Source organism: Chelatococcus albus, assembly GCF_030067675.1.
GTDB classification, from domain to species: Bacteria; Pseudomonadota; Alphaproteobacteria; order Rhizobiales; family Beijerinckiaceae; genus Chelatococcus_A; species Chelatococcus_A albus.
In genome coordinates this window covers 1-22,113 of record NZ_JASJEV010000009.1, presented here as the reverse complement: position 1 = coordinate 22,113, position 22,113 = coordinate 1, and the positions used below count along the sequence as shown (strand labels likewise).

Genomic DNA, 22,113 nt, shown 5'->3' with positions numbered 1-22,113 from the left:
GAGACATCCTCATGGCGTTCGGCCGTCGCGTTTTCCTGGCTCTCGTCCCCGTCATCGCCTTCACCGCAGCCCCGCCCGAGGCATCCGCCCAGAACGCCCAGCCGCAGCCGGCGCCCGCCGTCACCGTCGCCACCGCCGAGCAGCGGCCGGTGACCGGCGGCCTCACCTTCACCGGCCGCGTCGTCGCCGTCGACAAGGTCGACATCCGGGCGCGGGTGCCCGGCTTTCTGAAGGATCGCAAGTTCCAGGAGGGCATGGACGTCAAGGCGGGCGACCTGCTCTTCGACATCGAGCCCGACACCTACGAGGCGCAGGTCGCCCAGCGCAAGGCCGACCTCGCCAGCGCCGAGGCACAGGCCGAGAACGCCAAGGTGCAGCTGCAGCGCGCCGAGCAGCTCATGAAGACGCAGAACATCTCCGAGGCCGTGCTCGACGACCGGCGCGCCCAGGCGCGCGTCACCGCCGCCGCCGTGCTGCAGGCGCAGGCGGCGCTGACGCAGGCGGAGATCAACCTCGGCTACACGCGCATCACCGCGCCGATCTCGGGCCGCATCGGCCTGTCCACCTTCACCGTCGGGGCGCTCGTCGGGCCGGAATCGGGGGCGCTCGCCACCGTCGTCAGCCAGGATCCGATCTATGTCACCTTTCCCGTGAGCCAGCGCCAGATCCTCGACGTGCGCGAACAGGCCAAGAAGCAGGGCGACGATCCCTCCAGGGCCGTCATCCGCCTCACGCTCGCGAATGGCGAGAGCTACCCGCAGGCAGGCCAGATCGATTTCGCCGACGTCAGCGTCAACCAGACGACCGACACGCTGACGATCCGCGCCCGGTTTCCCAATCCCGACCGGGTGCTGGTCGACGGGCAGTTCGTGCGCGTGCGCGCCGAGGCGGAGCAGCCGCGGCTCGCCATCGTCATCCCCCAGCGCGCCGTTCTCAACGACCAGAGCGGTGCCTATGTCTACACTGTGAGCCCCGACAGCAAGGCCGTCGTCACGCGCGTCAGGCTCGGCCCGCAGCAGGGAGCCGATGTCGTCGCGGAGGAAGGGCTCAAGGCAGGCGACAAAGTCATCGTCGACGGCATCCAGAGGGTGCGACCGGGCGCGCCCGTCGACGCCGCTCCCGTCACTGCCCAGCCGGCGCGGGGGTGAGCCATGCTGTCATCCATCTTCGTCGACCGGCCGCGGCTGGCGCTCGTCATCTCCATCGTCATCACGCTCGCGGGCCTCATCGCGCTCACGCGCATCCCGATCGCGCAGTTTCCCGACATCGTGCCGCCACAGGTGCAGGTGACGGCCGCCTACCCCGGCGCGGGCGCCGACGTCGTCGAGTCGACGGTGGCGCAGCCGATCGAGTCGCAGATGAACGGCGTCGACAACATGCTCTACATGAAGTCGACGAGTGGCAATGACGGCAGCTACACGCTGACCGTCACCTTCGCGGTCGGCACCAATCCCGACATCAACACCGTGAACGTGCAGAACCGCGTGAGCCTCGCCGAGTCGAAGCTGCCGGAGGATGTGCGCCGCCAGGGGCTGACGGTGCGCAAGCAGTCGCCGGCCCTGCTGCAGCTCGTGGCGCTCTATTCGCCGGACGGCAGCTACGACGAGCTGTTCCTCACCAACTACACGATCATCAACGTCCTCGACACGCTGGCGCGCGTGCCGGGCGTCGGTCAGGCGCTGATCTTCGGCTCGCAGAACTACAGCATGCGCGTCTGGTTCCAGACCGACACGCTGACGAGTTTCGGGCTGACGCCGAGCGACGTGGTGCAGGCCATCCAGAAACAGAACGCGCAGGCCGCCGTCGGTCGCCTCGGCGCGCCGCCCATGCCGGACGACCAGCAGCTGCAGCTTACGCTGAAGACGCAGGGGCGGCTCGAGACGGTCGAGGAATTCGCCAACATCGTTATCCGTTCGAACCCCGATGGCTCGACGGTGAAGGTGCGCGACGTGGCGCGCGTGGAGGTGAGCGCGCAGTCGAGCGACGTCGCCGACCGCTTCAACGGCAAGCCCGCGGCGGTGATCGGTATCTACCAGGCGCCGGGCAGCAACGCCATCGAGACGGCTGACCGCATCCGCTCCACCCTCGAACGGCTGAAGATGCGCTTCCCGAAGGGCATCGACTACAAGATCACCTACGACACCACGACCTTCGTGAAGAGCACGATCAACGAGGTCGAGCACACGCTCGTCGAGGCCTTCGTCCTCGTCATCCTCGTCGTGTTCATCTTCCTCGGCAACGCGCGCGCCACGCTCATCCCGATGATCGCCGTGCCCGTTGCCCTGGTCGGCACCTTCGCGGTGCTGCTGGCGCTCGGCTTCTCGGCCAACACGGTGTCGCTGTTCGCGATGATCCTCGCCATCGGCATCGTGGTCGACGACGCCATCGTCGTCGTCGAGAACGTCGAGCGCGTCATGCACGAGACGGGGCTGCCGGCGCCGGAGGCGACCAAGATCGCCATGAAGGAGATCACGGCGCCCATCGTGGCGATCACGCTGGTGCTCCTCTCCGTCTTCGTGCCGGTGGCCTTCATTCCCGGCATCACCGGCCAGCTCTACCAGCAGTTCGCCGTGACGGTGTCGGTCGCCATGGTGATCTCGGCCGTGAACGCGCTGTCCCTCAGCCCGGCGCTCTGCGCCCTGCTGCTCAAGCCGACGCACGCGGGGTCGGGGCCCGTCGGCCGCGTCGTGGGCCGGGTCATGGGCCGCGTGTCGCAGGCCATCGACAGCGTGCGCGACGGCTATGGGCACGTGGTGGCGATGCTCGTGCGGCGGGCGGCCGTCGGGCTCCTCTTCGTCGCCATCGCGGTCGGCCTGACCTATGTCATCGGCAAGCGCGTGCCGACCGGCTTCCTGCCGGAGGAGGACCAGGGGGCCTTCTTCGTCCAGGTGAAGCTGCCGGAGGGGGCCGCGGTCGCCCGCTCCAAGGAGGTGGCCGTGCGCGTGGAGGAGATCCTGCGCGCCTCGCCCGCCGTGCAGGATGTCACCACCATCGTCGGCTACAGCATGCTCGACGGGCTGAACCAGTCGAACAGCGCCTTCCTCGTGGCGCTGCTCAAGCCTTTCGAGGAGCGCGAGGCGGCGGGCACCGACGCCAAGTCGCTCATCGCCGAGCTGAGGCGGGAATCGCTGTCCATCCGCGAGGCGCTGGTCATCCCCTTCAACCTGCCGCCCATCATCGGCCTCGGGACGGCCGGCGGTTTCGAGTACCAGCTCGAGGCCCTCGCAGGGCAGTCGCCGCAGGATCTCGCCGCGACGATGCGCGGACTGGTCGTCACCGCCAACCAGCAGCCCGAACTTGCCGGCGTGTTCAGCACCTATGCGGCCGACACGCCGCTCGTCTTCCTCAACATCGACCGCGAGAAGGCGCAGACCCTTGGCGTCCAGGTGAACGACATCTTCACCGCGTTGCAGGCCTCCCTCGGCGGGCTCTACGTCAACGACTTCAACCTCTTCGGCCGCACCTGGCAGGTGATCATCCAGGGCGAGGCGAAGGACAGGCGGGAGGTCGAGGACATCTACCGCATCAACGTGCGCAACGCCTCGGGCACGATGGTGCCGCTCAGCGCGCTGGCGAGCGCCGAGACCATCCTCGGCCCGCAGTTCATCCAGCGCTACAACAACGTCCGCAGCCTGACCATCAACGGCGGCCCGGCGCCGGGCCGTTCCTCCGGAGACGCCATCGCCGCCATGGAGCGCATCTCGGCGACGACGCTGCCGAACGGCTACACCTACGAGTGGACGGGCACGGCACTGCAGGAGAAGGAGGCGGCAGGCCAGACCGGCATCATCCTCGCGCTGGCGGTGGTCTTCGCCTATCTCTTCCTGGTCGGTCTCTACGAGAGTTTCTCGATTCCCATCGGCGTCCTGCTGTCGGTGACGGTCGGCGTGACTGGCGCCATTTTCTTCCTGTGGCTCCTCGACCTGCCGAACGACATCTACGCCCAGATCGGCATCGTCGTGCTCATTGCGCTCGCGGCGAAGAACGGCATCCTGATCGTCGAGTTTGCCAAGGAGCAGCGCGAGAAGGGCGTGCCGGTGCGGGAGGCGGCGGAGCAGGGGGCACGCCTGCGCTTCCGCGCCGTGATGATGACGAGCTTCGCCTTCATTCTCGGCCTCGTGCCGCTCGTCACCGCCACAGGAGCCGCCGCGCTCAGCCGGCGCGGCGTCGGCACTGCCGTCTTCGGCGGCATGCTCTTCGCCTCGCTTCTCGGGATCTTCGTCATTCCGACGCTCTACGTCGTCATCCAGGCAACGCGCGAGCGCCTGAAGGGCGCGCCGCCCGTGGCGCCTGTGCCGGCGGCCGCAGCTTCCGCTCAGCCGGCGGCGCACGAGGTGCAGGCGGAATAGCGCCCGAAGGCGCACCGGCGGCCGCGCCTGCGGCCGCCCGGGTGCTCTTCGCCGACGGTTCCGGGGGAAGCCCGGCCCGTCAGGCGACGCCCGCGGCCCTGGCGCGGGCGAGCACGCGCTCGGCGCGCGTCAGGTGCGGCCGGTCGAGCATTTCCCCGTCGATGGAGAGCACGCCCGCATCCGGGTTCTCGGCGAAGGCCACGGTGATGGCGCGGGCGCGCGCGACCGCCTCCGGCGAGGGGGTGAAGATGGTGTTGATGACTGGCACCTGCGCGGGATGGATGGCCATCTTGGCCGTGAAGCCGTCGCGGCGGGCGGCCTCGCACTCGGCCGCGAGCCCGGCCTCGTCGCGGAAGTTGGTGAAGACCGAATCGATCGCCTCGACCTCTGCGGCCGCCGCGCCGAGAAGCGTCAGGCTGCGGGCGAGGCGATAGGGATCGGCGTAGGTGCCGTCCGGATTGCGGTTGGTCTCCGCGCCGAGATCGGCCGACAGGTCCTCGCCGCCCCAGGTGAGGCCGACGAGGCGGTGGCTCGCGCCGGCGTAGGTGCCGAGGGCGAAGACCCCCTTCGCGGTCTCGGTGGCGATGGCGAGGATGCGCGTGGCGCCGTCCGGCAGGACGAATTCCGCCTCGCGCACGGCGATCTTGGCGGCGAGGTGGCTGACGTCGACGCCGCCGTTCGCCTTGGGCAGCACGATGCCGTGGGGCCTGCCGATCATGACCGCGTCGAGATCGTCGTCGGTGAGGCCGGTCGTGAGGCCGTTGACGCGGACGAAGAGGCGGGGGCCGGCACCGCCCGCCGCCGTGTCGCGCAGGAAGGCGGCGGTCGTCGCACGCGCCTCGGCCTTGGCGCCGAGGGCAACCGAATCCTCGAGGTCGACGATGAGCGCGTCGGCGCCGCTCGCCAGCGCCTTGTCGAGCTTCCTGCGGCTGTCGCCCGGGACGAAGAGAAGGGAGCGCATGGGGATCAGGCCGCCGGACGCTTGCGCATGAAGGCCTGGCGCCGGCACTCGGCGACGAGCGTGCCGTCCTGCTTGTAGGCGCGGTGGATGAAGTCGACGATGCCGGCGTCCGGCCGCGACTTCGACTCCCGCGTGGCGACCACTTCCGTCGTCACGTTCACCGTGTCGCCCTCGAAGAGGGGAGCGGGGAACTTCACGTCCGTCATGCCGAGATTGGCGATGGTGGTGCCGACCGTCGTGTCGTTGACCGAGATGCCGATCATGAGGCCGAGCGTGAAGAGCGAATTCATGAGCGGCCGGCCCCATTCCGTCTCGGTCGCGCAGAAATGGGCGTCGATGTGCAGTGGCTGGGGGTTCAGTGTCATGTTGGAGAACAGCATGTTGTCCATCTGCGTCACGGTGCGCGTGAGGCGGTGATGGAACACGTGGCCGACGGTGAAATCCTCGAAGTAAAGGCCGCCGCGGGGGTGGGGCTTGGCATGCGAGGGCACCGTCATGGTCGTTCTCTCTCCCGGAGACTCAAGGCTCTTAGGGCTTCATTTACCATAATCGGCGCACCTTCGAAGGCGAGAGAAGGATCGGTGCGGGTGTGCCCAGACCGGTTTCCCAGGGTGGCCGATGTTCCTGTTCACGACGCCTGCGACACGCGAAACCGCGCCCGCCGCCGCGACGCCGGTGGTCAACGCCATTCGGCAGGGGGCGGACCGCACGGGCGTCGAGTTCGACTACCTTCTCAGGACGGCGCAGCGTGAGTCGGCGCTTGATCCCTCGGCCAAGGCCAAGACCTCCTCGGCCTCCGGCCTGTTTCAGTTCATCGAGCAGACCTGGCTCGGCATCGTCAAGGGCGAGGGTGCCAAGCACGGGCTCTCCGGCTATGCCGGCGCTATCGCGGAGCGCGGGAACGGCGGCTTCACCGTGGACGACCCGGTCGTGAAGCAGGAGATCCTGGCGCTGCGCAGCGATCCACAGATCGCGGCGGTCATGGCCGGCGCGCTGGCGCAGCGCAACCGCGAGGCGCTGTCCGCAACCCTGGGGCGCGAACCCAGCGCCGGCGATCTCTATGTGGCGCATGTGCTCGGCGCCCGCGGCGCGGCCGATCTCATCCGCACGGCGCAGACGGCGCCGACGCAATCGGCCGCCGCGCTCTTTCCGGAGGCCGCGAGCGCCAACAGGGCGATCTTCTACGACAAGTCCGGCCGCGCGCGCGGCGCCGGCGAGGTCTATGCCGCGCTTGCCGCGAGCCACGCCGCCATGGGCAATCCCATCGCGGTCGCCATGCCTCCGGCTTCGGCCGCGCCACCTTCCGGCCCCTTCACGGTCGCGCGCGCGGACGGTCCGGCCATGCATGGGCTGTTTCGCACCGAGGGGCGGCGCGGCCCCGTCTCCGAGGCCGTGACGCGGCTCTGGTCGGCCGAGGCTGCGCGCTCCAAGCGGCCGGAGGCGCCCGGTGCCAGGGCCACATTGTCCTTCTTCCCGCGGTCGGACGACGGCGGGGCACGCATCGCCGCCCTCACACCCGCGGCGCCCGAGGAGAGCCTCGAGGATGGCCCGCCCAGGCTCGTCGATGCGCCGCTGCCGCCGCCGCGGCCCGCCGAGCTCGGCGGGTCGGCGAAGGCGGCGCGGGCCGATGGGACGGCGGCGCGCAGCCCGCTCGACCTGCGCAGCTTCATGACCACGCGGCGCTCGACATGATCGTCCGCCGCTATCTCCTCTGGGCCCGCACGGCCACCGCGACGCAGCGCGCGCAGGGCACGAGCGCGCTCGCACGGGCCTATCTGCAGGCGGAGCTGTCGCCGGAGGATCGCCGCGAGGCGGAAACGGCGCTGCTGGCCGCCCTGGACGATCCATCCCCCCTCGTGCGGCGGGCGATGGCGGTAGCCCTTTGCGACGCGCCCGACGCGCCGCGGGCGCTCGTCGTCGGTCTCGCCGGAGATCAGAGCGACATCGCCGCGCTCGTGCTCGCCCGGTCCCCGGTGCTCACCGACGCGGATCTCGTCGATTGCGCCGCCGTCGGCGACGCCCTGGCGCAGACGGCGATCGCGCTGCGCGCCGAGCTGTCGGCGCCGGTCGCCGCGGCGCTCGCGGAGGTGGGAGCGCCCGAGGCACTGGTGGCCCTTGCCGGCAATCCCGGAGCCTCCATTCCGGCATCCGCCCTGCGCCGCATGCTCGAGCGCCACGGCGAGGATGGCGACCTGCGCGAGGCGCTCCTGGCGCGAAGGGACCTGTCGGCCGCTACACGCCAGACAATCGCCGGCCTCGTGGCGGGGCGCCTGTCGGCCTTCGTCACCGGCTGCGGCTGGCTGTCCCCCCAGCGCAGCGAGCGGGTCTGCCGCGAAGCGAAGGAGCGGGCAGCCTTGGCCCTCGCCGCCCGCCTGGACGAGGCAGATACCGCCGCCTTCGCCGCCGACCTGTGCCGAAGCGGCGAGCTCACGCTCGCGCTCCTCCTCAGGGCGGTGCTGAGCGGCGCCGTGCCCTTTGCCGAAGCCTGCTTCGCCCTGCTCGCCGACCTGCCGCTCGCGCGGGTCGGGGGGCTCATCCACGACCGCAGGGGGGCGGGTTTTCCTGCACTCTACCGGCGCGCGGGGCTGCCGCGATCCTATCTGCCGGTGTTCCGCTCTGCGTTCGCAGCGGCGCGTGACATCGGCCATGGCCCCGGGGGCGAGCGGCCGGCGCTGTCACGCGCCGCGCTCGCGCGCGTCGTCGCGGAGTGCGAGATGCTGCCTGCGGCCGAAGCTGCGCCGATCACGGCCTTGCTGCGCCGGTTCGAGGCGGAGGCGGCGCGCGAGGAGGCGCAGCGGCTCGCGGACGCGCTCGCCGACGATGCGGCGCTCGCCGTCATCATCGAGCACCATCCCGAGGCGCTCGCCGACATGTGGGACGAGCCGCGCGCGCTCGCCGCCTGACGGGGGCGGGAGGGCTGCCCGGCGCCAGCCTCAATAGCCGAACTGCTCGCGCAGGATGCGCTCGTCCAGGCTGTGGCCGGGATCATGCAGCATGACGAGCTCGACACTGCGATCCATGGCGATGTCGACGCGCGACACGGAGCGGAACTCGGTGTGGTCGGCCACCGCGCTCACCGGCCGCTTGTCGGCCTCGAGGACGTCGATGCGCACGCGCGCGTGGTCGGGCAGGAGCGCCCCGCGCCAGCGCCGCGGCCGGAAGGCGGAAATCGGCGTCAGCGCCAGAAGGGGCGCATTGAGGGGCAGGATCGGGCCGTTGGCCGAGAGATTGTAGGCCGTGGAGCCCGCCGGCGTGGCGACGAGGATGCCGTCGGCCACGAGCTCCGACAGGCGCGCCTTGCCGTCGACGCTGATGCGCAGCTTCGCCGCCTGGTAGGTTTGCCGCAGCATCGAGACTTCGTTGATGGCGCGGGCCTGGTGCGTCGCGCCGTGCGCATCGTGCGCGATCATGAGCAGCGGATGCACCACGCTCCGGTGCGCCTGCTCCAGTCGCTCGACGAGATTGTCGTCCTCGAACTCGTTCATGAGGAAGCCGACCGAACCGCGGTTCATGCCGTAGATCGGCTTGGCCGTCCCCATGAAGTGGTGAAGCGTCTGCAGCATGAGGCCGTCGCCGCCCAACGCCACGACGACGTCCGCGGTGTCCGGGTCGTGGTTGCCGTAACGGGCGACCAGCGTCGCCAGGGCTTCGTCGGCTTCCGGCGCGCCGCTGGACACGAAGGCGATGGAGGAGAAGCGGCGGGCCATAGGCACTCGTTCGTACTGGCTTCGGGCGTGCTTGACCGGCAGGATGCCGCGGATCCGGCCCTCATCGAGGGATTCCCGCGACGGGAGAGGGAGACATAGCATGGAGCAGGCGCTCGTCGTCTATACCACCTTTCCGGACGAGGCCTCGGCTGAATCGGTGGCGCGCGGGCTCGTCGCCGGCAAGCTCGCCGCCTGCGTCAATATGATCCCGGGCATGACCTCGCTCTATGCCTGGCGGGGCGCGATCGAGACGGGCCGAGAGGTCGTCGCCCTGATCAAGACACGCGAGGGCCTCGCGGAGGCCGTGCGCGCCGCCGTCAAGGCCGCGCATCCCTACGAGACGCCGGTCATTCTCTTCCTGCCGGCGAGCGGCGGCGATGCGGATACGCTCGCCTGGCTCTTCGCCGAGACCGGCGGCGGGCCGGCGGAGCGTGCGCAGCCGGCTCAGCGGGGCGCAAAAGCCGCAGCAAGCGCATCGACCGCGCGGCGCACCTCCTCCGGCTCGAAGGCGGCGAAGCCGAGGAGAAGCCCGGCATCGCGCGGCGGGCCGACGAAATAGCGCGAGAGGGCGGGGGCCGTGACGCCGGCTGCGGCCGCCAGACGTGACAACTCGCCGTCATCCCCGGTGAGCCTCGCCGACGGACGGGCGATCACATGCATGCCGGTGGTCTGCGGCTCGACCGCGAGAAGGCTGCCGAGGGCCTCGCGCACAGCGCCGAGGAGGGCGTCCTGACGGGCCGCGTAGATGCGACGGGTGCGGCGAATGTGCTGGGCGAAGAGCCCCTCGGCCATGAAGGCGGCGAGAGCCGGTTGGGTGTGGAAGGAGGCGCGGGGCCCAAAGGCGGCGAGCGTCGCCTCGAAACGCCCGAGGAGGCTGCCGGGCACGACGAGGTACCCGAGCCGCAGACCGGGCGAGAACACCTTGGAGAACGTGCCGACATAGATCACGCGTTCGTCGGCATCGAGGGCGGCGAGGGCCTCGATCGGTCGGCCGGCGTATCGGTATTCGCTGTCGTAATCGTCCTCGATGATCACGGCATCCGTCGCCTCGGCCCAGTCGAGGAGGCGCAGGCGCCGGGCGAGCGGCAGCGTGTGGCCAAGGGGAAACTGGCGCGAGGGGGTGACGACGGCAACCCGCGGCGGCGGCGCGGCCGCCTCCAGCACATCGAGCGCGAGGCCCCTGCTGTCGGACGGGATGGCGAGGCGCCTGAGGCCGTGGGCCGCGAGCATGGTTCTCAGCGGCACGTAGCTAGGGTCCTCGATCGCGACCGGATCGCCCCGCCGGGTCAGGGCCCGCAGGGTAAGCTCGATGCCGTCGCCGGCGCCCGCCGTGACGATGATCCGGTCGGGCGAGGCGGACACGCCGCGCCATTCCGTGAGATGATCCGCGATCGCGCGGCGCAGGGCGGGATGCCCGGTTGGCGGCTGGCCGCCGAGCACGGAGCCGTCGGCCTGCCGCCAGCTTCGCGCGACGAGTTTTGCCCAGTCGGCAAGCGGGAACAGGCGCATGTCCGGTCCCAGCGAGCCGAAGGGAAGCGGGAGGGCGGGCGTCGGCCAGGGCTCTCGCCCCGGAGGCGGATGTTGCGGCCGGGGCTTCCGCCGGCCGTCCCGCCTGTCCCGCGGACTCGCATGCAGGCTCTCCTCCGGAATGTCGCTGACATAGATGCCCGATCCGTGCCGTCCCTGCAGGTAGCCTTCGCTCGCGAGCTGCTCGTAGGCGGCGACCACGGTCGACCGCGACAGGGCGAGGTCGGCGGCGAGCGCCCGCGTCGACGGCAGGCGCGCGCCGCGGCAGACCCGCCCTTCGAGGATGAGGGCCCGGATCTGCTCGTAGAGCTGGCGGTAGGCCGGTGTGCCGGACGACGGATCGAGGGAGAGCGGCAGAACAGCGGCCTTGGGCATCGGACTAAAGTGGACTGGTCGACGTGGCAGAATGTGGATGTTCAAAATAGTCCACTCTCTCGTGAATGTCGCGTCCGCCGACAATCCAGGAGGAGGACGCATGGCCGCCGTCTCGATCACCCGCCCCCTCGCCGCGCATCGCGCGCGATGGGAGGAGCTCTATGCCGGTTATGCCGCCTTCTACGCCGTGGAACAGACGCCGGCGATGCGCGAACACGTGTGGGGCTGGATCCATGATCCCGCCCACGAGGTGAAGGCCTTTCTCGCCCTCGACGCCGACGGTCGGCCGGTCGGTCTCGCCCATTTCCGCCCCTTCGCGCGTCCCCTGGCGGCTGCGGTCGGCGGCTTTCTCGACGACCTCTTCGTCGACCCGGCGGCGCGCGGCAGCGGCGCCGCGGATGCGCTGATCGCCGCCGTGGCGGACGAGGGCCGCGCGCGGCTGGAGCGTGATTCGCTGGTTCACGGCGGAGGACAACTACCGCGCCCGCGCCGTCTACGACCGACGGGCGGTGCGCACGAAATGGCTCACCTATGAGATCAAGCTCGTCTGACGCGCGCCTCGACGAGGCGCTCATCCGCCGGAGACGACCATGAGCCTGCGAACGAATGCCGGCGGCCAGCCCATCGGCGCCCCCGTGCCGGGCTGGAGCCCGCGCCCGCTGCCGCCGCGCACGCCCATGGTGGGTCGCCATTGCCGCGTCGAGCCGCTCGACGTCGCGCGCCACGGGGCCGAGCTCTATGAGGCGATGGCCGAGGACACGGCCGGCCGCAACTGGACCTATCTCTCCGTCGACGCCTTTGCCGATTTCGCCGCCTACGAGGCGTGGCTCGCGCGGATGGCGGCAGGCAGCGATCCCATGTTCCACGCCATCGTCGACGCGACGTCGGGCAAGGCCGTGGGAGTTGCCTCCTACCTGCGAATCGACGCGGCGGCGGGCTCGATCGAGGTGGGCCACATCAACTTCTCGCCGCGGCTGCAGCGCAGGCCGGCGGCGACGGAAGCCATGTTCCTCATGATGCGGCGGGTGTTCGACGAGCTCGCCTACCGCCGCTACGAGTGGAAGTGCGACAGCCTCAACGCGCCGTCGCGCGCCGCCGCGGCGCGGCTTGGCTTCACCTTCGAGGGCATTTTCCGCCAGGCCCTCGTCTACAAGGGCCGCAACCGCGACACCGCGTGGTTCTCCGTCATCGACGGGGAATGGCCGGCCCTGAAGGCGGCCTTCGAACGCTGGCTCGCGCCGGACAATTTCGACGAGGCCGGGCGGCAGCGGTCGAGGCTCTCGGACCTGACGCGGGCCGCCCTCGCGGGGGCCGGCGCCTGACCGCTCGCGGCTGCAAATCCTCTGAAGGCGCGCCGCTTCACTGCGTCGCGCGCTGCGCGATCGCCTCGGCGAGGTCCTCGTATTCCTGGCAGGTCGTGCCGCAGACGGTGGCGAGCCGCCGCAGGTAGCCGCGGGCCTCGTCGAGCCGGTTCATGTCAACGTGCCACTCGCCATAATATTCCAGCGCGCCGCGGTGGTCGGGGTCGATGGCCAGCGCCGCCTCGTAATGCCTGCGCGCCTCTTCCATGCGCCCGAGCTTGCGGTTGGCGTAACCCAGGTAGTTCTGCACGTCGGGGGAATTGTCCCTGTCGAGCGCGGCGAGCGCCCTCAGGCCGTCCTCGTAGCGCCCGCCCTGAATGGAACTCACCGCCACGCGGTAGCCGTCGCGCCAGTCGGACGACTGCTGCCCACGCTTCTTCTTCTGGCTCGGCTGCTTCTGGACGTCGCTCTTGTCCTGCGCGGCCGGCGGGGCGGGTGGCGGTTCGGAGCCGGCGGCCAAGACGGGCGTACCCAGGACGGGCGTGCCGACGCCCAGCGCCAGGATGAGGGCGGCGGGGGCGGCAAGGGCGATCAGGCGGACCATTCGTCTTCTCCTCGCGCATTGCTCCGGCCGGCGGGCACCGCGGCTTCGGCGCAACGCGTGCGACCCTATCAACCCTTCGGCCCGCCGTCTCATCCTTCACGAGCCTGTGACCCGCGCCCCGCAGACGGGGCTGAGGCCCGGCTCATGCCTTGCCGCTCTTGCCCTTGCTCCGCACGGTCAGCGCATCCTCGTGCGCGCCGCCGACGGTGAGCGGCTCGATCGACGCGACGGGATCGCTCGCGGGGAAGCTCTCCATCAAGGCCTCGTCGAGCGCCTCATCGAGATGGGCCTTCTCGTTCTGCGCCGTGCGCTTCTTGTCGTCCGCCTTGCCGCGCGCCTTCGCCCGCGCGCCCTTGCCGGTTGCGTTCATGGCGTCACTCCGCGTCGATCCGGCTCCGGAACGCTCGTCACATCCGTCCCGCACATGAAGATAGTCGCCGGAAGCCGCGAGGGCCATGGGCGCCTCGCCCCATCGCGACCGCGAGAAGGAGCGCACGATGGTGTCGGCGGCTTCGACTTGCCGGTGCCCGGCGTGATAGACTTGCAGGCAGAATGGGTTGGATATGCAGTGTTTCCGTGGAGGCGCCGCAGTCTGCCCCGCGAGGCCGGCGCGGAACTCGGCGGGAAGGCGGGCGTTGTCCCGGGAGACGCTGCAGAGGGAGGCGAAGATGCAGACCACCCACGCACCGGCCCCGCTCATCGCCAGCGATCGCATCGAGGGGACACCTGTGCGCCGGCCCGACGGCAGCCGCATCGGGCGCATCGAACGGCTCATGATCGACAAGCGTACGGGCCAGGTGGCCTATGCCGTCATGAGCTTCGGCGGCTTCCTGGGCATCGGCGAGGACTATCATGCCCTGCCCTGGGGGGCGTTGAAGTACAATGTCGAGCTCGACGCCTATGAACTCGACATCACCGAGGAGCAGCTGCGCAACGCGCCGAACTTCCCCGGTGACGAGAACTTCAACTGGTCCGACAGGGACTGGGGGCAGCGCGTGCACGACCATTACCAGGTGCCGCCCTACTGGGGCTATTGAGCGGCCAAATCGCCGCAGGCACACCGGCCGAGCGACCATATTTTCGACACCCTGAGCGGTGAGGGGAGGGTGTCCTTGCGTCATGCCGGAGAACCATGAGATGCGAGACGGCGATGCCTTCGCGCGGGCACGCATCCGAATTGTCCGCCTGCCCGGGTGGCAGGTCGGGCTCATTGCCGCAGTGGCCGTCGCGCTCGTGCTGACGCTGGCGCTCGTCGCCGTCGGCGCCTTCCTCGTCATCCTGCCGATCGTGCTCGTCGCCGGCCTCCTGTGGCGCTTCCTGGCGCGGACAGGATGGTTCGGTCGCCGGCGCCGGACCGCGCGCGGGCCGACGACGATCGAGGGCGACTATGTCGTCGTGCAGCCGGAGGCGCTGGAGCGGCGCGACCATCCCCGGCAATGAAGCGCTTCAGAGGCTCTGCCGCAGGCGTTCGATCTCTTCGATCCGGCGCCGCGCCTCGGGCCACAGCCGCTCCGTGACAGCGGCGACCAGCGCCTCGACGAGCGCGAGGAGCGCCACGTTCGAGTCCCAGTTCGACGGTGCCTCGATGCGGGCCGAGAGGATGTGCGTCGCCGAACGCGCCACGGGCGACAGCCACTGGTCGGTGACGAGCACCACCTTGCCGCCGCGGCGGGCCACCTCGGCCGCGAGCGCCACCATGTTCTCCTGGTAACGGCGCACGTCGAAGACGACAAGCACGTCGTGGCGGGCGATGTCGAGCAGCTGGTCGCGGCGCGTGTCGGCCTGGCCGCTCAGATGCACGACGCCGGGGCGCAGGATGCGCAGGTGCGCGGCCATGTAGGCGGCGAGCGCATCGGTGAAGCGCCCGCCGACGAGATGCACCCGCCGCTTGCGGTCGGCGATGAGCGCCGTCGCCGCCTCGAATTCCTGATCCGGCAGATGGGCGAAGGTCTCGGAGAGATTGGCGCGCAGCGCCGCGGCGAAACGGCCGAGGCGATCGCCGCGCGCCCCCGGGGGCTCGGGGCTCGCCTTCATCAGCGGCGTCTTGAGCTGCGCCTCGAGCTCCTCGCGCAGGGCGCGCTGGAAGTCGGGATAGCCGACGAACCCGAGCCGCGAGACGAAACGCAGGACGCTCGGCGCGCTGACCCCGGCCCGGGCGGCGAATTCGGCGACGGTCTCCAGTCCCGCCATGGGATAGTGGGCGAGGAGGGCATGGGCGGCGCGCTTCTCGCTCGCCGTGAAGCTCTCGAGATTGCCGCGGATGCGTTCGGCGATCGTGTGCTCGTCGTCTGCCATGGGTTGCGCCCGTCTGCCTGCGATTCGTGCGCCTGCCGCTTTTGAAACATGCGTTTCAGAATTGACATGATCCTGCGCTCAGGTTCTGACTATAACAGAACCGCGACGTGGGGCAGCCGGCGGGGCCGGCTTTCGGGAGAGAGCGGATGCTGGCCGGGCCGAGCCACCCGTTCATCGCGCAGGCGGAGGCCATCGCCGTCGAGAATGCGGCGGGGCGGGGCCGGCTTCTCCTTGTCTGCGACCATGCCGTGAAGGATCTGCCGGCGGTGTTCGGCGACCTCGGCCTCGATGCGGACGCCCGCGCGAGCCACATCGCCTGGGATCCTGGTGCCCTGCCGGTCTCCCGCGGCATCGCGGCCGCCATGGACGCCCCCCTCGTCTTTCCGCGCGTCTCGCGCCTCGTCATCGACTGCAACCGCTCGCCGGATGCACCCGACTCGATCGTGACGCTGAGCGAGAACACGGTCATCGCCGCCAATGACGGCCTTGGCGACGAGGCTCGGCTCGCAAGGGTGGGCGCCATCTACTCCCCTTTCCACGCGGCGGTGGATGCATTGATCGATACCCGCCTCACCCGGCGACTGCCCACGGCCGTCGTCGCGGTGCACAGCTTCACGCCCGTCTACCGCGGCAAGGCCCGGCCCTGGCACGTCGGCATCCTGTCGAACCGCGACCGGCGGCTCGCCGACCATCTGATCGCCGGGCTCGGCGCGGAGGCAGATCTCGTCGTGGGGGACAACGAGCCCTACTCGCCCGCGGACCGCGTCTACCACACGCTGGAGCGCCACGCGGAAGCGCGCGGCCTGCCCTGCGTCATGATTGAACTCCGCAACGATCTCATCGCCACGCCCGCGACCCAGGCAGCCTGGGCGCGGCATCTCGTCCGCCATCTCGAAAGCGGGTGCGCCGAGCTCTTCGGCCCGCCCGCCTGATCACCGCGTGAACCGAGGGCCGTCCGCAATCGCAAGCCAAGGAGGGGAACCGATGGCGACGCAGGACAAGCAAGGGTCGGTGACCTACACGAAAGTCGATCACGCCTATTTCGAGAAGCGCGGCCTGAAGCGCTACGCCGGCGTGTGGTCGCTGTGGGCGCTCGGCGTCGGCGCCGTGATCTCGGGCCATTACTCGGGCTGGAACCTCGGCCTCGGCCAGGGCGGCTGGGGCGGCATGCTCATCGCCACCGCCATCATCATGGTGATGTATCTCGGCCTCACCTATTCCATCGCCGAGATGAGCCCGGCGCTGCCGCATACGGGCGGCGCCTACTCCTTCGCACGCACGGCCATGGGGCCGTGGGGCGGCTTCCTCACCGGGCTCGCCGAGAATGTCGAATATGTGCTGACGCCCGCCGTCATCGTCTTCTTCATCGGCTCCTACATGACCGGCATCTTCGAGACGCCGGCCGCCTTGCAGCCCCTGTGGTGGATCGGCTTCTACGCCGTCTTCCTTGCCCTCAACATCCACGGGGTTGAGCTGTCCTTCCGCGTCACCGTCGTCGTCACGCTGCTCGCGCTCGGCTGCCTCGTGCTGTTCTGGGCGAGCGCGCTGCCCAACATCGGCTTCGGCCGCTGGGCGCTCGACATCGGCGCGGACGGCGCCGCGCTGCCGCAGGGCGGCGGGCCCTTCCTGCCCCTTGGCTGGGGCGGCGTGCTCGCCACCCTGCCTTTCGCCGTGTGGCTCTTCCTCGCCATCGAGCAGCTGCCGCTCGCGGCGGAGGAATCGGTCGATCCCAAGCGCGACATGCCGCGCGGCATCATCGCCGGCATGTTCACGCTCATCGTCTCGGCCTTCATGATCGTGTGGCTCAACCCCTCGGTGGCCGGGGTCGGCTCGGCGGCGCTCGCCAAGTCGGGCGAGCCGCTGCTCGACGGCTTCCGCGCCATTTTCGGCACCGGCCTCGCCAAGGTGCTGGCGCTCGTCGCCGTCATCGGCCTCATCGCGAGCTTCCACACCATCATCTTCGCCAAGGGACGGCAGATCTACTCGCTGTCGCGGGCAGGCTACTTCCCGACGCCGCTCTCCGTGACACACGGGGCGCGCAAGACGCCGCATGTCGCCATGATCACCGGGGCGGTGCTCGCTCTCGCGGTCATGCTGACCGTGTGGTTCTCGGTCGGCGCCGACCGGGGGGCCGCCATCATCGGCGGCACGCTCCTCAACATGGCGGTGTTCGGCGCCATGTTCTCCTACATCATGCAGGCGCTCGCCTTCATCCTTCTGCGCCAGAAGCTGCCGCACATCGAGCGGCCCTATGTGAGCCCGCTCGGCGTGCCGGGCGCCATCCTGACCATCGCGATCGCGGCGCTGACCGTCTACTTCCAGCTCCTCGATCCGGTCTACCGGGCCGGCGTCATCGCGGTCGCCGTCTGGTTCGCCGTCGGCGTCGTCTATTTCGCGATCCACGCGCGGCACCACATGATCCTCTCGCCCGAGGAGGAATTCGCCATGGAGCACCGCGAGGAGGCCGAGCGCCGCCGTGCCGCGGAGGCGGGCATGGCCTGACGCTCAGCGCCTTGACGACACTGCGGCGGACCGCCGGGCCCGCCGCCTTCCAGCGCCAACACCACGGGATCGCCGATGTCCGGAAACCTAACCTTCGAAGCCCTGCAGCAGGCGGTTGCCGCCGGCGAGATCGACACGGTGGTCGTTGCCTTCCCCGACATGGTCGGGCAGCTCGTCGGCAAGCGCTTCCAGGCCGAATATTTCTTGGAATCCGCGCATGCGGAGACTCACGCCTGCAACTACCTGCTCGCCAACGACATCGACATGGAGCCCGTGCCCGGCTACGCCGCCGCGAGCTGGAGCCAAGGTTACGGTGACTTCGTGCTGAAGCCCGACATGGCGACGCTGCGGCGCATTCCCTGGCTATCCGGCACGGCGCTGGTGCTCGCCGACGTGCTCGACCACCACACCCACGCGGAGGTGCCGCATTCGCCGCGCTCCGTGCTCAAGCGCCAGCTCGCCCGGATCGAGCGGCTCGGGATGAAGGCCTTCTTCGCCTCCGAGCTCGAGTTCTACCTCTTCGACGAGAGCTACGAGGCGATCCACGCCAAGGGTTATCGCGACCCGAAGACGGCGGGCTACTACATCGAGGACTACCACGTCTTCCAGACGACGAAGGAGGAGCCCGTGATGCGGGCGATCCGCACCGGGCTGCAGGGGGCGGGCATTCCCGTCGAGAATTCCAAGGGCGAGTGGGGCCCCGGCCAGGAGGAGATCAACGTCCGCTACGCCGAGGCGCTGGAGATGGCGGACCGCCACGTCATCCTGAAGAACGGCATCAAGGAGATGGCCCACGCGGCGGGCAGGGCGGTGACCTTCATGGCCAAGTGGCGCTACGACCTCGCCGGCTCGTCGAGCCACGTGCATGCCTCGCTGTGGGACACGGCCGGCAGGACGCCGCTCTTCGCCGATCCGAAGGGCGAGCTCGGCATGTCGGCGCTCATGCGCCACTATCTCGCCGGGCAGCTCGCGCATGCGCGCGACATCACCTATTTCCTCGCCCCCTTCATCAATTCCTACAAGCGTTTCCAGGTCGGCACCTTCGCCCCGACGCGGGCGATCTGGAGCAACGACAACCGCACGGCGGGCTTCCGCCTGTGCGGGGAGGGGACAAGGGCGATCCGCGTCGAGTGCCGCATCGGCGGGGCCGATCTCAACCCCTACCTCGCCTTCGCCGCGCTCCTTGCAGCCGGCCTCGCCGGCATCGAGGAAAAGCTCGCCCTCGAGCCCGCCTTCGTCGGTGACGCCTATCACGGCAAGTTCCTGCGCGAGATCCCCAAGACCCTGCGCGAGGCGACCGAGACGCTGCGCCAGTCGAAGATGCTGCGCGAGGCTTTCGGCGACGCCGTCGTCGACCACTACGTGCATGCTGCCGAATGGGAGCAGTTCGAATACGACCGCCGCGTCACGGACTGGGAGCTCAAGCGCGGCTTCGAGCGGGCGTGAGCGGCACCGGGATCAGGGAGGCCGTCGAAGGACGGCATCGCTGCAATGCGAGGGCTCCGTTTGTCTCGTGGCCCAAGGACATGAGCGTCAGATGAGAGGAAGCGAATGAGCGACATGATCCGCTGCGTCTCGCCGGTGGACGGGCGCGTCTATGCGGAGCGGCCCGTGGCGCGCGAGGCTGAGATCGACGGCGCCATCGGACGGGCGCGGGGGGCCCAGCGCGGCTGGCGGCGCGTTCCGGTCGCCGAACGGGCGCGCTGCTGCGCGGCTGCGGTCGAGGCCATGCTCGCCATGCGCGAGGAGATCGTGCCCGAGCTCGCCTGGCAGATGGGGCGCCCGGTGCGTTACGGCGCGGGCGAACTGCGCGGCTTCGAGGAGCGCGCCCGCCACATGATCGCCATCGCGGAAAAGGCGCTCGCCCCCATCGATCCTGGACCGAAGGACAAGTTCAGGCGCTGGATCGCGCGCGAGCCGCTCGGCCTCGTGCTGGTCGTGGCGCCGTGGAACTATCCCTATCTCACTGCCGTCAATTCGGTCGTGCCGGCGCTCATGGCCGGCAATGCCGTCATCCTGAAGCACGCGGCGCAGACGATCCTCGTGGGCGAGCGCTTCCAGAAGGCGTTTGATGCCGCGGGGCTGCCGCCGGGCCTCTTCCAGACGCTCGCGCTCACCCATGACCAGACGGCGCGGATCATCGCCGCGGGCCGTGTCGACCAGGTGAACTTCACCGGCTCGGTCGCCGGCGGCCGGGCGATGGAGGCGGCCGCGGCCGGGACCTTCACGGCGCTCGGCCTCGAGCTCGGCGGCAAGGACCCTGCCTATGTGCGCGCGGACGCCGACATGGGGCAGGCGGTCGAAAACCTCGTCGACGGGGCCTTCTTCAACTCCGGCCAGTCCTGCTGCGGCATCGAGCGCATCTACGTGCACCGGGACGTCTACGAGCCCTTCGTCGACGGTTTCGTCGCGCTGACGAAGGGCTACATTCTCGGCGATCCGCTGGAGGAGGCGACGACGCTCGGGCCGATGGTCAGGGCCGAGGCGGCGGCCTTCTGCCGGAATCAGGTGGCGGAGGCGGTGCGGGCCGGTGCGCGCGCCCTCGTCGATCCCGCCCACTTCCCGAGGGACGCGGCGGGGACGCCCTACATGGCGCCGCAGGTCGTCGTCGAGGTGAACCACCAGATGTCGCTCATGCGCGAGGAGAGCTTCGGCCCGGTGGTCGGCATCATGCCCGTCTCGGGCGACGAGGAGGCGATCAACCTCATGAACGACAGTCCCTACGGGCTCACCGCCTCGATCTGGACGGCGGATGCGGAGGCTGCGGCGCGCATCGGCGACGAGATCGAGACCGGCACGGTCTTCATGAACCGCTGCGACTATCTCGACCCGGCCCTCGCCTGGACGGGGGTGAAGGATACCGGCCGCGGCGCCACCCTGTCGCGCATCGGCTACGAGACGCTGACGCGGCCGAAGTCCTTCCATCTCCGAACCGCCTTCTGACCCGCACGAGCCGCCGGCGAAGCCCGGCTATGCCGGGTGCGGCACCGGCCGGCGCCGGGCAAACGCCCTTCACCGACGAGAACACGAGTCCCGCCATGATGCTGACCGCCAACTGGAACTATCCCACTGCCGTGCGCTTCGGCCCCGGCCGCATCGCCGAGCTGCCCGATGCCTGCCGTGCCGCCGGCATGGCGAAGCCGCTCCTCGTCACCGACCCCGGCCTCTCGGGCCTGCCCATGATTGGCGAGGCGGTCGCGCGCTGCCGGGCCGCGGGGCTCGCGGTCGCGGTCTACGACAAGGTGCAGCCGAACCCGGTGGAAGCGAACGTGACGGAGGGCATCGCCGTGCTGCGCGCGGGCGGCCACGACGGCGTCATCGCCTTCGGCGGCGGCTCGGCGCTCGACTGCGGCAAGGTCATCGCCTTCATGGCCGGGCAGACCCGCCCGATGTGGGACTTCGAGGACATCGGCGACTGGTGGACGCGGGCAGACCCGGACGGCATCGCCCCCGTCGTCGCCGTGCCGACGACGGCGGGCACGGGCTCGGAGGTGGGGCGGGCCGGCGTCATCACCAATGTGGAGACGCATACCAAGAAGGTCATCTTCCACCCGAAGATGATGCCGAAGGTGGTGATCTGCGATCCGGAGCTGACGATCGGCCTGCCGCCGGCGGTGACGGCCGGAACGGGCATGGACGCGCTCGCCCACTGCCTCGAGGCCTATTGTGCGCCGGGCTTCCACCCGCTCGCCGACGGCGTGGCGGCGGAGGGCGTGCGACTCGTCAAGGCCTTCCTCCCGCGCGCCGTCGCGCACGGGGCGGACATCGAGGCGCGGGCGCAGATGATGGCCGCGGCCGCCATGGGGGCCACGGCCTTCCAGAAGGGGCTTGGCGCCGTCCACTCGCTGTCGCACCCGGTCGGCGCGCTCTACGGCACGCACCACGGCATGACGAACGCCGTCTTCATGCCCTATGTGCTGGCCTTCAACCGCCCGGCCATTGAGGAGAGGATCGTGCGCCTCGCCGCCTATTGCGGCCTCGAGCCGAGTTTCGACGCCTTCCTGCAATGGGTGCTCGACCTGCGCCGCGACATCGGCGTGCCCCACACGCTGGCGGGCCTCGGCGTCGACGGGGCGAAGGCCGCGCTCATCGCCGGGATGGCGATCGCCGACCCGACGGCCGGCGGCAATCCCGTGCCCCTGACCGGGGAGGGCGCCGCCGCCATCTTCGAGGCCGCGCTCGCCGGGCGCCTGTAGTCCGTCGTCGGCCGGTGCAAGGCTGGGAAGGGCAGAGCTGAGGGCCGCGTCCGTGGTTCCCGCGCGTCCTCCCTTGCACAGGTGGCGGATCGCTGTTAGCGGGAGAGCAGCAGCTTGCGCCGCACGGCGCCGCGCCGGTTTAGCTCAGCTGGTAGAGCAACCGCCTTGTAAGCGGTAGGTCGGGGGTTCGAGTCCCTCAACCGGCACCATCGATGAGCTTGTCCAACCCGGACACATGGGTTGCAGAACGTACCTAAGACATGGGTGACAACCTCGGGCCGAACGGGTTGTCGAGG

Annotated in this window: 20 protein-coding genes, 1 tRNA gene and 1 pseudogene; 15 read left to right on the top strand and 7 right to left on the bottom strand. The window is 70.1% G+C overall.

Translation table 11 applies throughout. The annotated features are described in order from the left end of the window. The first annotated feature begins 11 nt into the window (after window positions 1–11). Together QNA08_RS14145 and QNA08_RS14140 are read left to right on the top strand one after the other, a co-directional pair. Window positions 12–1,148: an efflux RND transporter periplasmic adaptor subunit gene (locus QNA08_RS14145; RefSeq protein WP_283741378.1), complete on the top strand. Its 1,137-nt coding sequence runs from the start codon at window positions 12–14 to the stop codon at window positions 1,146–1,148. A 3-nt stretch (window positions 1,149–1,151) separates the two neighbouring features. Further along, entirely contained in the window at window positions 1,152–4,349 is a 3,198-nt protein-coding gene (locus QNA08_RS14140) for an efflux RND transporter permease subunit (protein WP_283741377.1), read from the top strand. A gap of 79 nt (window positions 4,350–4,428) precedes the next feature. Here QNA08_RS14140 and QNA08_RS14135 read toward each other — a convergent pair whose 3' ends face one another. Both QNA08_RS14135 and QNA08_RS14130 read right to left on the bottom strand, forming a co-directional pair. After that, window positions 4,429–5,310 carry an HpcH/HpaI aldolase/citrate lyase family protein gene (locus QNA08_RS14135; protein WP_283741376.1) on the bottom strand — a complete coding sequence of 294 codons (882 nt, stop codon included), beginning with the start codon at window positions 5,308–5,310 and terminating at the stop codon, window positions 4,429–4,431. A 5-nt stretch (window positions 5,311–5,315) separates the two neighbouring features. Beyond that, entirely contained in the window at window positions 5,316–5,807 is a 492-nt protein-coding gene (locus tag QNA08_RS14130) for a MaoC family dehydratase (protein WP_283741375.1), read from the bottom strand. A 121-nt stretch (window positions 5,808–5,928) separates the two neighbouring features. On the opposite strand from QNA08_RS14130, the gene QNA08_RS14125 reads away from it, so the two are divergent. Beyond that, window positions 5,929–7,002 (top strand): lytic transglycosylase domain-containing protein, encoded by a 1,074-nt coding sequence (locus QNA08_RS14125; RefSeq protein ID WP_283741374.1) that lies wholly within the window; start codon window positions 5,929–5,931, stop codon window positions 7,000–7,002. Beyond that, on the top strand, window positions 6,999–8,213 hold the full coding sequence (locus QNA08_RS14120; protein WP_283741373.1) for a DUF2336 domain-containing protein: 1,215 nt from the start codon (window positions 6,999–7,001) through the stop codon (window positions 8,211–8,213). Before QNA08_RS14125 ends, QNA08_RS14120 begins: the two co-directional genes overlap by 4 nt. Window positions 8,214–8,243: 30 nt before the next feature. Here the strand turns inward: QNA08_RS14120 and QNA08_RS14115 are convergent, their stop codons facing one another. Continuing rightward, complete coding sequence (locus QNA08_RS14115; RefSeq protein ID WP_283741372.1) at window positions 8,244–9,017, bottom strand: NAD kinase; 774 nt, start codon at window positions 9,015–9,017, stop codon at window positions 8,244–8,246. Window positions 9,018–9,117: 100 nt separating this feature from the next. Here QNA08_RS14115 and cutA point away from each other — a divergent pair. Next, a pseudogene (gene cutA, locus QNA08_RS14110) lies at window positions 9,118–9,438 on the top strand (divalent-cation tolerance protein CutA); the annotation flags it as partial. A gap of 23 nt (window positions 9,439–9,461) precedes the next feature. Here cutA and pdxR read toward each other — a convergent pair. Then, the gene (gene pdxR / locus QNA08_RS14105; protein WP_283741371.1) at window positions 9,462–10,919 is read right to left on the bottom strand and encodes a MocR-like pyridoxine biosynthesis transcription factor PdxR; all 1,458 of its coding nucleotides are present in this window, start codon (window positions 10,917–10,919) and stop codon (window positions 9,462–9,464) included. Between the two features lie 100 nt (window positions 10,920–11,019). On the opposite strand from pdxR, the gene QNA08_RS14100 reads away from it, so the two are divergent. Further along, window positions 11,020–11,454 carry a GNAT family N-acetyltransferase gene (locus QNA08_RS14100; RefSeq protein ID WP_283741370.1) on the top strand — a complete coding sequence of 145 codons (435 nt, stop codon included), beginning with the start codon at window positions 11,020–11,022 and terminating at the stop codon, window positions 11,452–11,454. Window positions 11,455–11,509: 55 nt separating this feature from the next. Then, window positions 11,510–12,241 (top strand): GNAT family N-acetyltransferase, encoded by a 732-nt coding sequence (locus QNA08_RS14095; RefSeq protein ID WP_283741369.1) that lies wholly within the window; start codon window positions 11,510–11,512, stop codon window positions 12,239–12,241. 37 nt (window positions 12,242–12,278) lie between these two features. Here QNA08_RS14095 and QNA08_RS14090 read toward each other — a convergent pair whose 3' ends face one another. Together QNA08_RS14090 and QNA08_RS14085 are read right to left on the bottom strand one after the other, a co-directional pair. Continuing rightward, window positions 12,279–12,824 (bottom strand): tetratricopeptide repeat protein, encoded by a 546-nt coding sequence (locus QNA08_RS14090; RefSeq protein WP_283741368.1) that lies wholly within the window; start codon window positions 12,822–12,824, stop codon window positions 12,279–12,281. A 142-nt stretch (window positions 12,825–12,966) separates the two neighbouring features. Then, window positions 12,967–13,194 (bottom strand): hypothetical protein, encoded by a 228-nt coding sequence (locus tag QNA08_RS14085; protein ID WP_283741367.1) that lies wholly within the window; start codon window positions 13,192–13,194, stop codon window positions 12,967–12,969. A 298-nt stretch (window positions 13,195–13,492) separates the two neighbouring features. Between QNA08_RS14085 and QNA08_RS14080 the strand changes: the two genes are divergently transcribed. Next, a complete protein-coding gene (locus tag QNA08_RS14080) occupies window positions 13,493–13,861 on the top strand; it encodes a PRC-barrel domain-containing protein (protein ID WP_283741366.1) in 369 nt (122 codons plus the stop codon). A gap of 100 nt (window positions 13,862–13,961) precedes the next feature. Next, window positions 13,962–14,264 carry a hypothetical protein gene (locus QNA08_RS14075; RefSeq protein WP_283741365.1) on the top strand — a complete coding sequence of 101 codons (303 nt, stop codon included), beginning with the start codon at window positions 13,962–13,964 and terminating at the stop codon, window positions 14,262–14,264. A 6-nt stretch (window positions 14,265–14,270) separates the two neighbouring features. Here the strand turns inward: QNA08_RS14075 and QNA08_RS14070 are convergent, their stop codons facing one another. Beyond that, complete coding sequence (locus QNA08_RS14070) at window positions 14,271–15,119, bottom strand: MurR/RpiR family transcriptional regulator (RefSeq protein WP_283741364.1); 849 nt, start codon at window positions 15,117–15,119, stop codon at window positions 14,271–14,273. A gap of 149 nt (window positions 15,120–15,268) precedes the next feature. Between QNA08_RS14070 and QNA08_RS14065 the strand changes: the two genes are divergently transcribed. From QNA08_RS14065 to QNA08_RS14040, 6 genes are all read left to right on the top strand, one after another. Beyond that, a complete protein-coding gene (locus QNA08_RS14065; protein WP_422679924.1) occupies window positions 15,269–16,051 on the top strand; it encodes an N-formylglutamate amidohydrolase in 783 nt (260 codons plus the stop codon). Window positions 16,052–16,103: 52 nt separating this feature from the next. Then, window positions 16,104–17,621 carry an amino acid permease gene (locus tag QNA08_RS14060; RefSeq protein ID WP_283741362.1) on the top strand — a complete coding sequence of 506 codons (1,518 nt, stop codon included), beginning with the start codon at window positions 16,104–16,106 and terminating at the stop codon, window positions 17,619–17,621. 75 nt (window positions 17,622–17,696) lie between these two features. Next, window positions 17,697–19,067, top strand: a complete 1,371-nt coding sequence (locus tag QNA08_RS14055; protein WP_283741361.1) for a glutamine synthetase family protein — start codon at window positions 17,697–17,699, stop codon at window positions 19,065–19,067. Between the two features lie 105 nt (window positions 19,068–19,172). Further along, window positions 19,173–20,564 carry an aldehyde dehydrogenase family protein gene (locus QNA08_RS14050; RefSeq protein ID WP_283741360.1) on the top strand — a complete coding sequence of 464 codons (1,392 nt, stop codon included), beginning with the start codon at window positions 19,173–19,175 and terminating at the stop codon, window positions 20,562–20,564. 95 nt (window positions 20,565–20,659) lie between these two features. Next, the gene (locus QNA08_RS14045) at window positions 20,660–21,817 is read left to right on the top strand and encodes an iron-containing alcohol dehydrogenase (RefSeq protein WP_283741359.1); all 1,158 of its coding nucleotides are present in this window, start codon (window positions 20,660–20,662) and stop codon (window positions 21,815–21,817) included. 133 nt (window positions 21,818–21,950) lie between these two features. Further along, window positions 21,951–22,026, top strand: a tRNA-Thr gene (locus QNA08_RS14040). The last annotated feature ends 87 nt before the right edge of the window (window positions 22,027–22,113 follow it).

What these genes read in the sequence shown, in the direction of transcription:
- QNA08_RS14145 (WP_283741378.1), top strand. Translation starts at nt 12, where the DNA reads ATGGCGTTCGGCCGTCGCGTTTTCCTGGCTCTCGTCCCCGTCATCGCC.
- QNA08_RS14140 (WP_283741377.1), top strand. Translation starts at nt 1,152, where the DNA reads ATGCTGTCATCCATCTTCGTCGACCGGCCGCGGCTGGCGCTCGTCATC.
- QNA08_RS14135 (WP_283741376.1), bottom strand. Translation starts at nt 5,310, where the DNA reads ATGCGCTCCCTTCTCTTCGTCCCGGGCGACAGCCGCAGGAAGCTCGAC.
- QNA08_RS14130 (WP_283741375.1), bottom strand. Translation starts at nt 5,807, where the DNA reads ATGACGGTGCCCTCGCATGCCAAGCCCCACCCCCGCGGCGGCCTTTAC.
- QNA08_RS14125 (WP_283741374.1), top strand. Translation starts at nt 5,929, where the DNA reads ATGTTCCTGTTCACGACGCCTGCGACACGCGAAACCGCGCCCGCCGCC.
- QNA08_RS14120 (WP_283741373.1), top strand. Translation starts at nt 6,999, where the DNA reads ATGATCGTCCGCCGCTATCTCCTCTGGGCCCGCACGGCCACCGCGACG.
- QNA08_RS14115 (WP_283741372.1), bottom strand. Translation starts at nt 9,017, where the DNA reads ATGGCCCGCCGCTTCTCCTCCATCGCCTTCGTGTCCAGCGGCGCGCCG.
- pdxR (WP_283741371.1), bottom strand. Translation starts at nt 10,919, where the DNA reads ATGCCCAAGGCCGCTGTTCTGCCGCTCTCCCTCGATCCGTCGTCCGGC.
- QNA08_RS14100 (WP_283741370.1), top strand. Translation starts at nt 11,020, where the DNA reads ATGGCCGCCGTCTCGATCACCCGCCCCCTCGCCGCGCATCGCGCGCGA.
- QNA08_RS14095 (WP_283741369.1), top strand. Translation starts at nt 11,510, where the DNA reads ATGAGCCTGCGAACGAATGCCGGCGGCCAGCCCATCGGCGCCCCCGTG.
- QNA08_RS14090 (WP_283741368.1), bottom strand. Translation starts at nt 12,824, where the DNA reads ATGGTCCGCCTGATCGCCCTTGCCGCCCCCGCCGCCCTCATCCTGGCG.
- QNA08_RS14085 (WP_283741367.1), bottom strand. Translation starts at nt 13,194, where the DNA reads ATGAACGCAACCGGCAAGGGCGCGCGGGCGAAGGCGCGCGGCAAGGCG.
- QNA08_RS14080 (WP_283741366.1), top strand. Translation starts at nt 13,493, where the DNA reads ATGCAGACCACCCACGCACCGGCCCCGCTCATCGCCAGCGATCGCATC.
- QNA08_RS14075 (WP_283741365.1), top strand. Translation starts at nt 13,962, where the DNA reads ATGCGAGACGGCGATGCCTTCGCGCGGGCACGCATCCGAATTGTCCGC.
- QNA08_RS14070 (WP_283741364.1), bottom strand. Translation starts at nt 15,119, where the DNA reads ATGGCAGACGACGAGCACACGATCGCCGAACGCATCCGCGGCAATCTC.
- QNA08_RS14060 (WP_283741362.1), top strand. Translation starts at nt 16,104, where the DNA reads ATGGCGACGCAGGACAAGCAAGGGTCGGTGACCTACACGAAAGTCGAT.
- QNA08_RS14055 (WP_283741361.1), top strand. Translation starts at nt 17,697, where the DNA reads ATGTCCGGAAACCTAACCTTCGAAGCCCTGCAGCAGGCGGTTGCCGCC.
- QNA08_RS14050 (WP_283741360.1), top strand. Translation starts at nt 19,173, where the DNA reads ATGAGCGACATGATCCGCTGCGTCTCGCCGGTGGACGGGCGCGTCTAT.
- QNA08_RS14045 (WP_283741359.1), top strand. Translation starts at nt 20,660, where the DNA reads ATGATGCTGACCGCCAACTGGAACTATCCCACTGCCGTGCGCTTCGGC.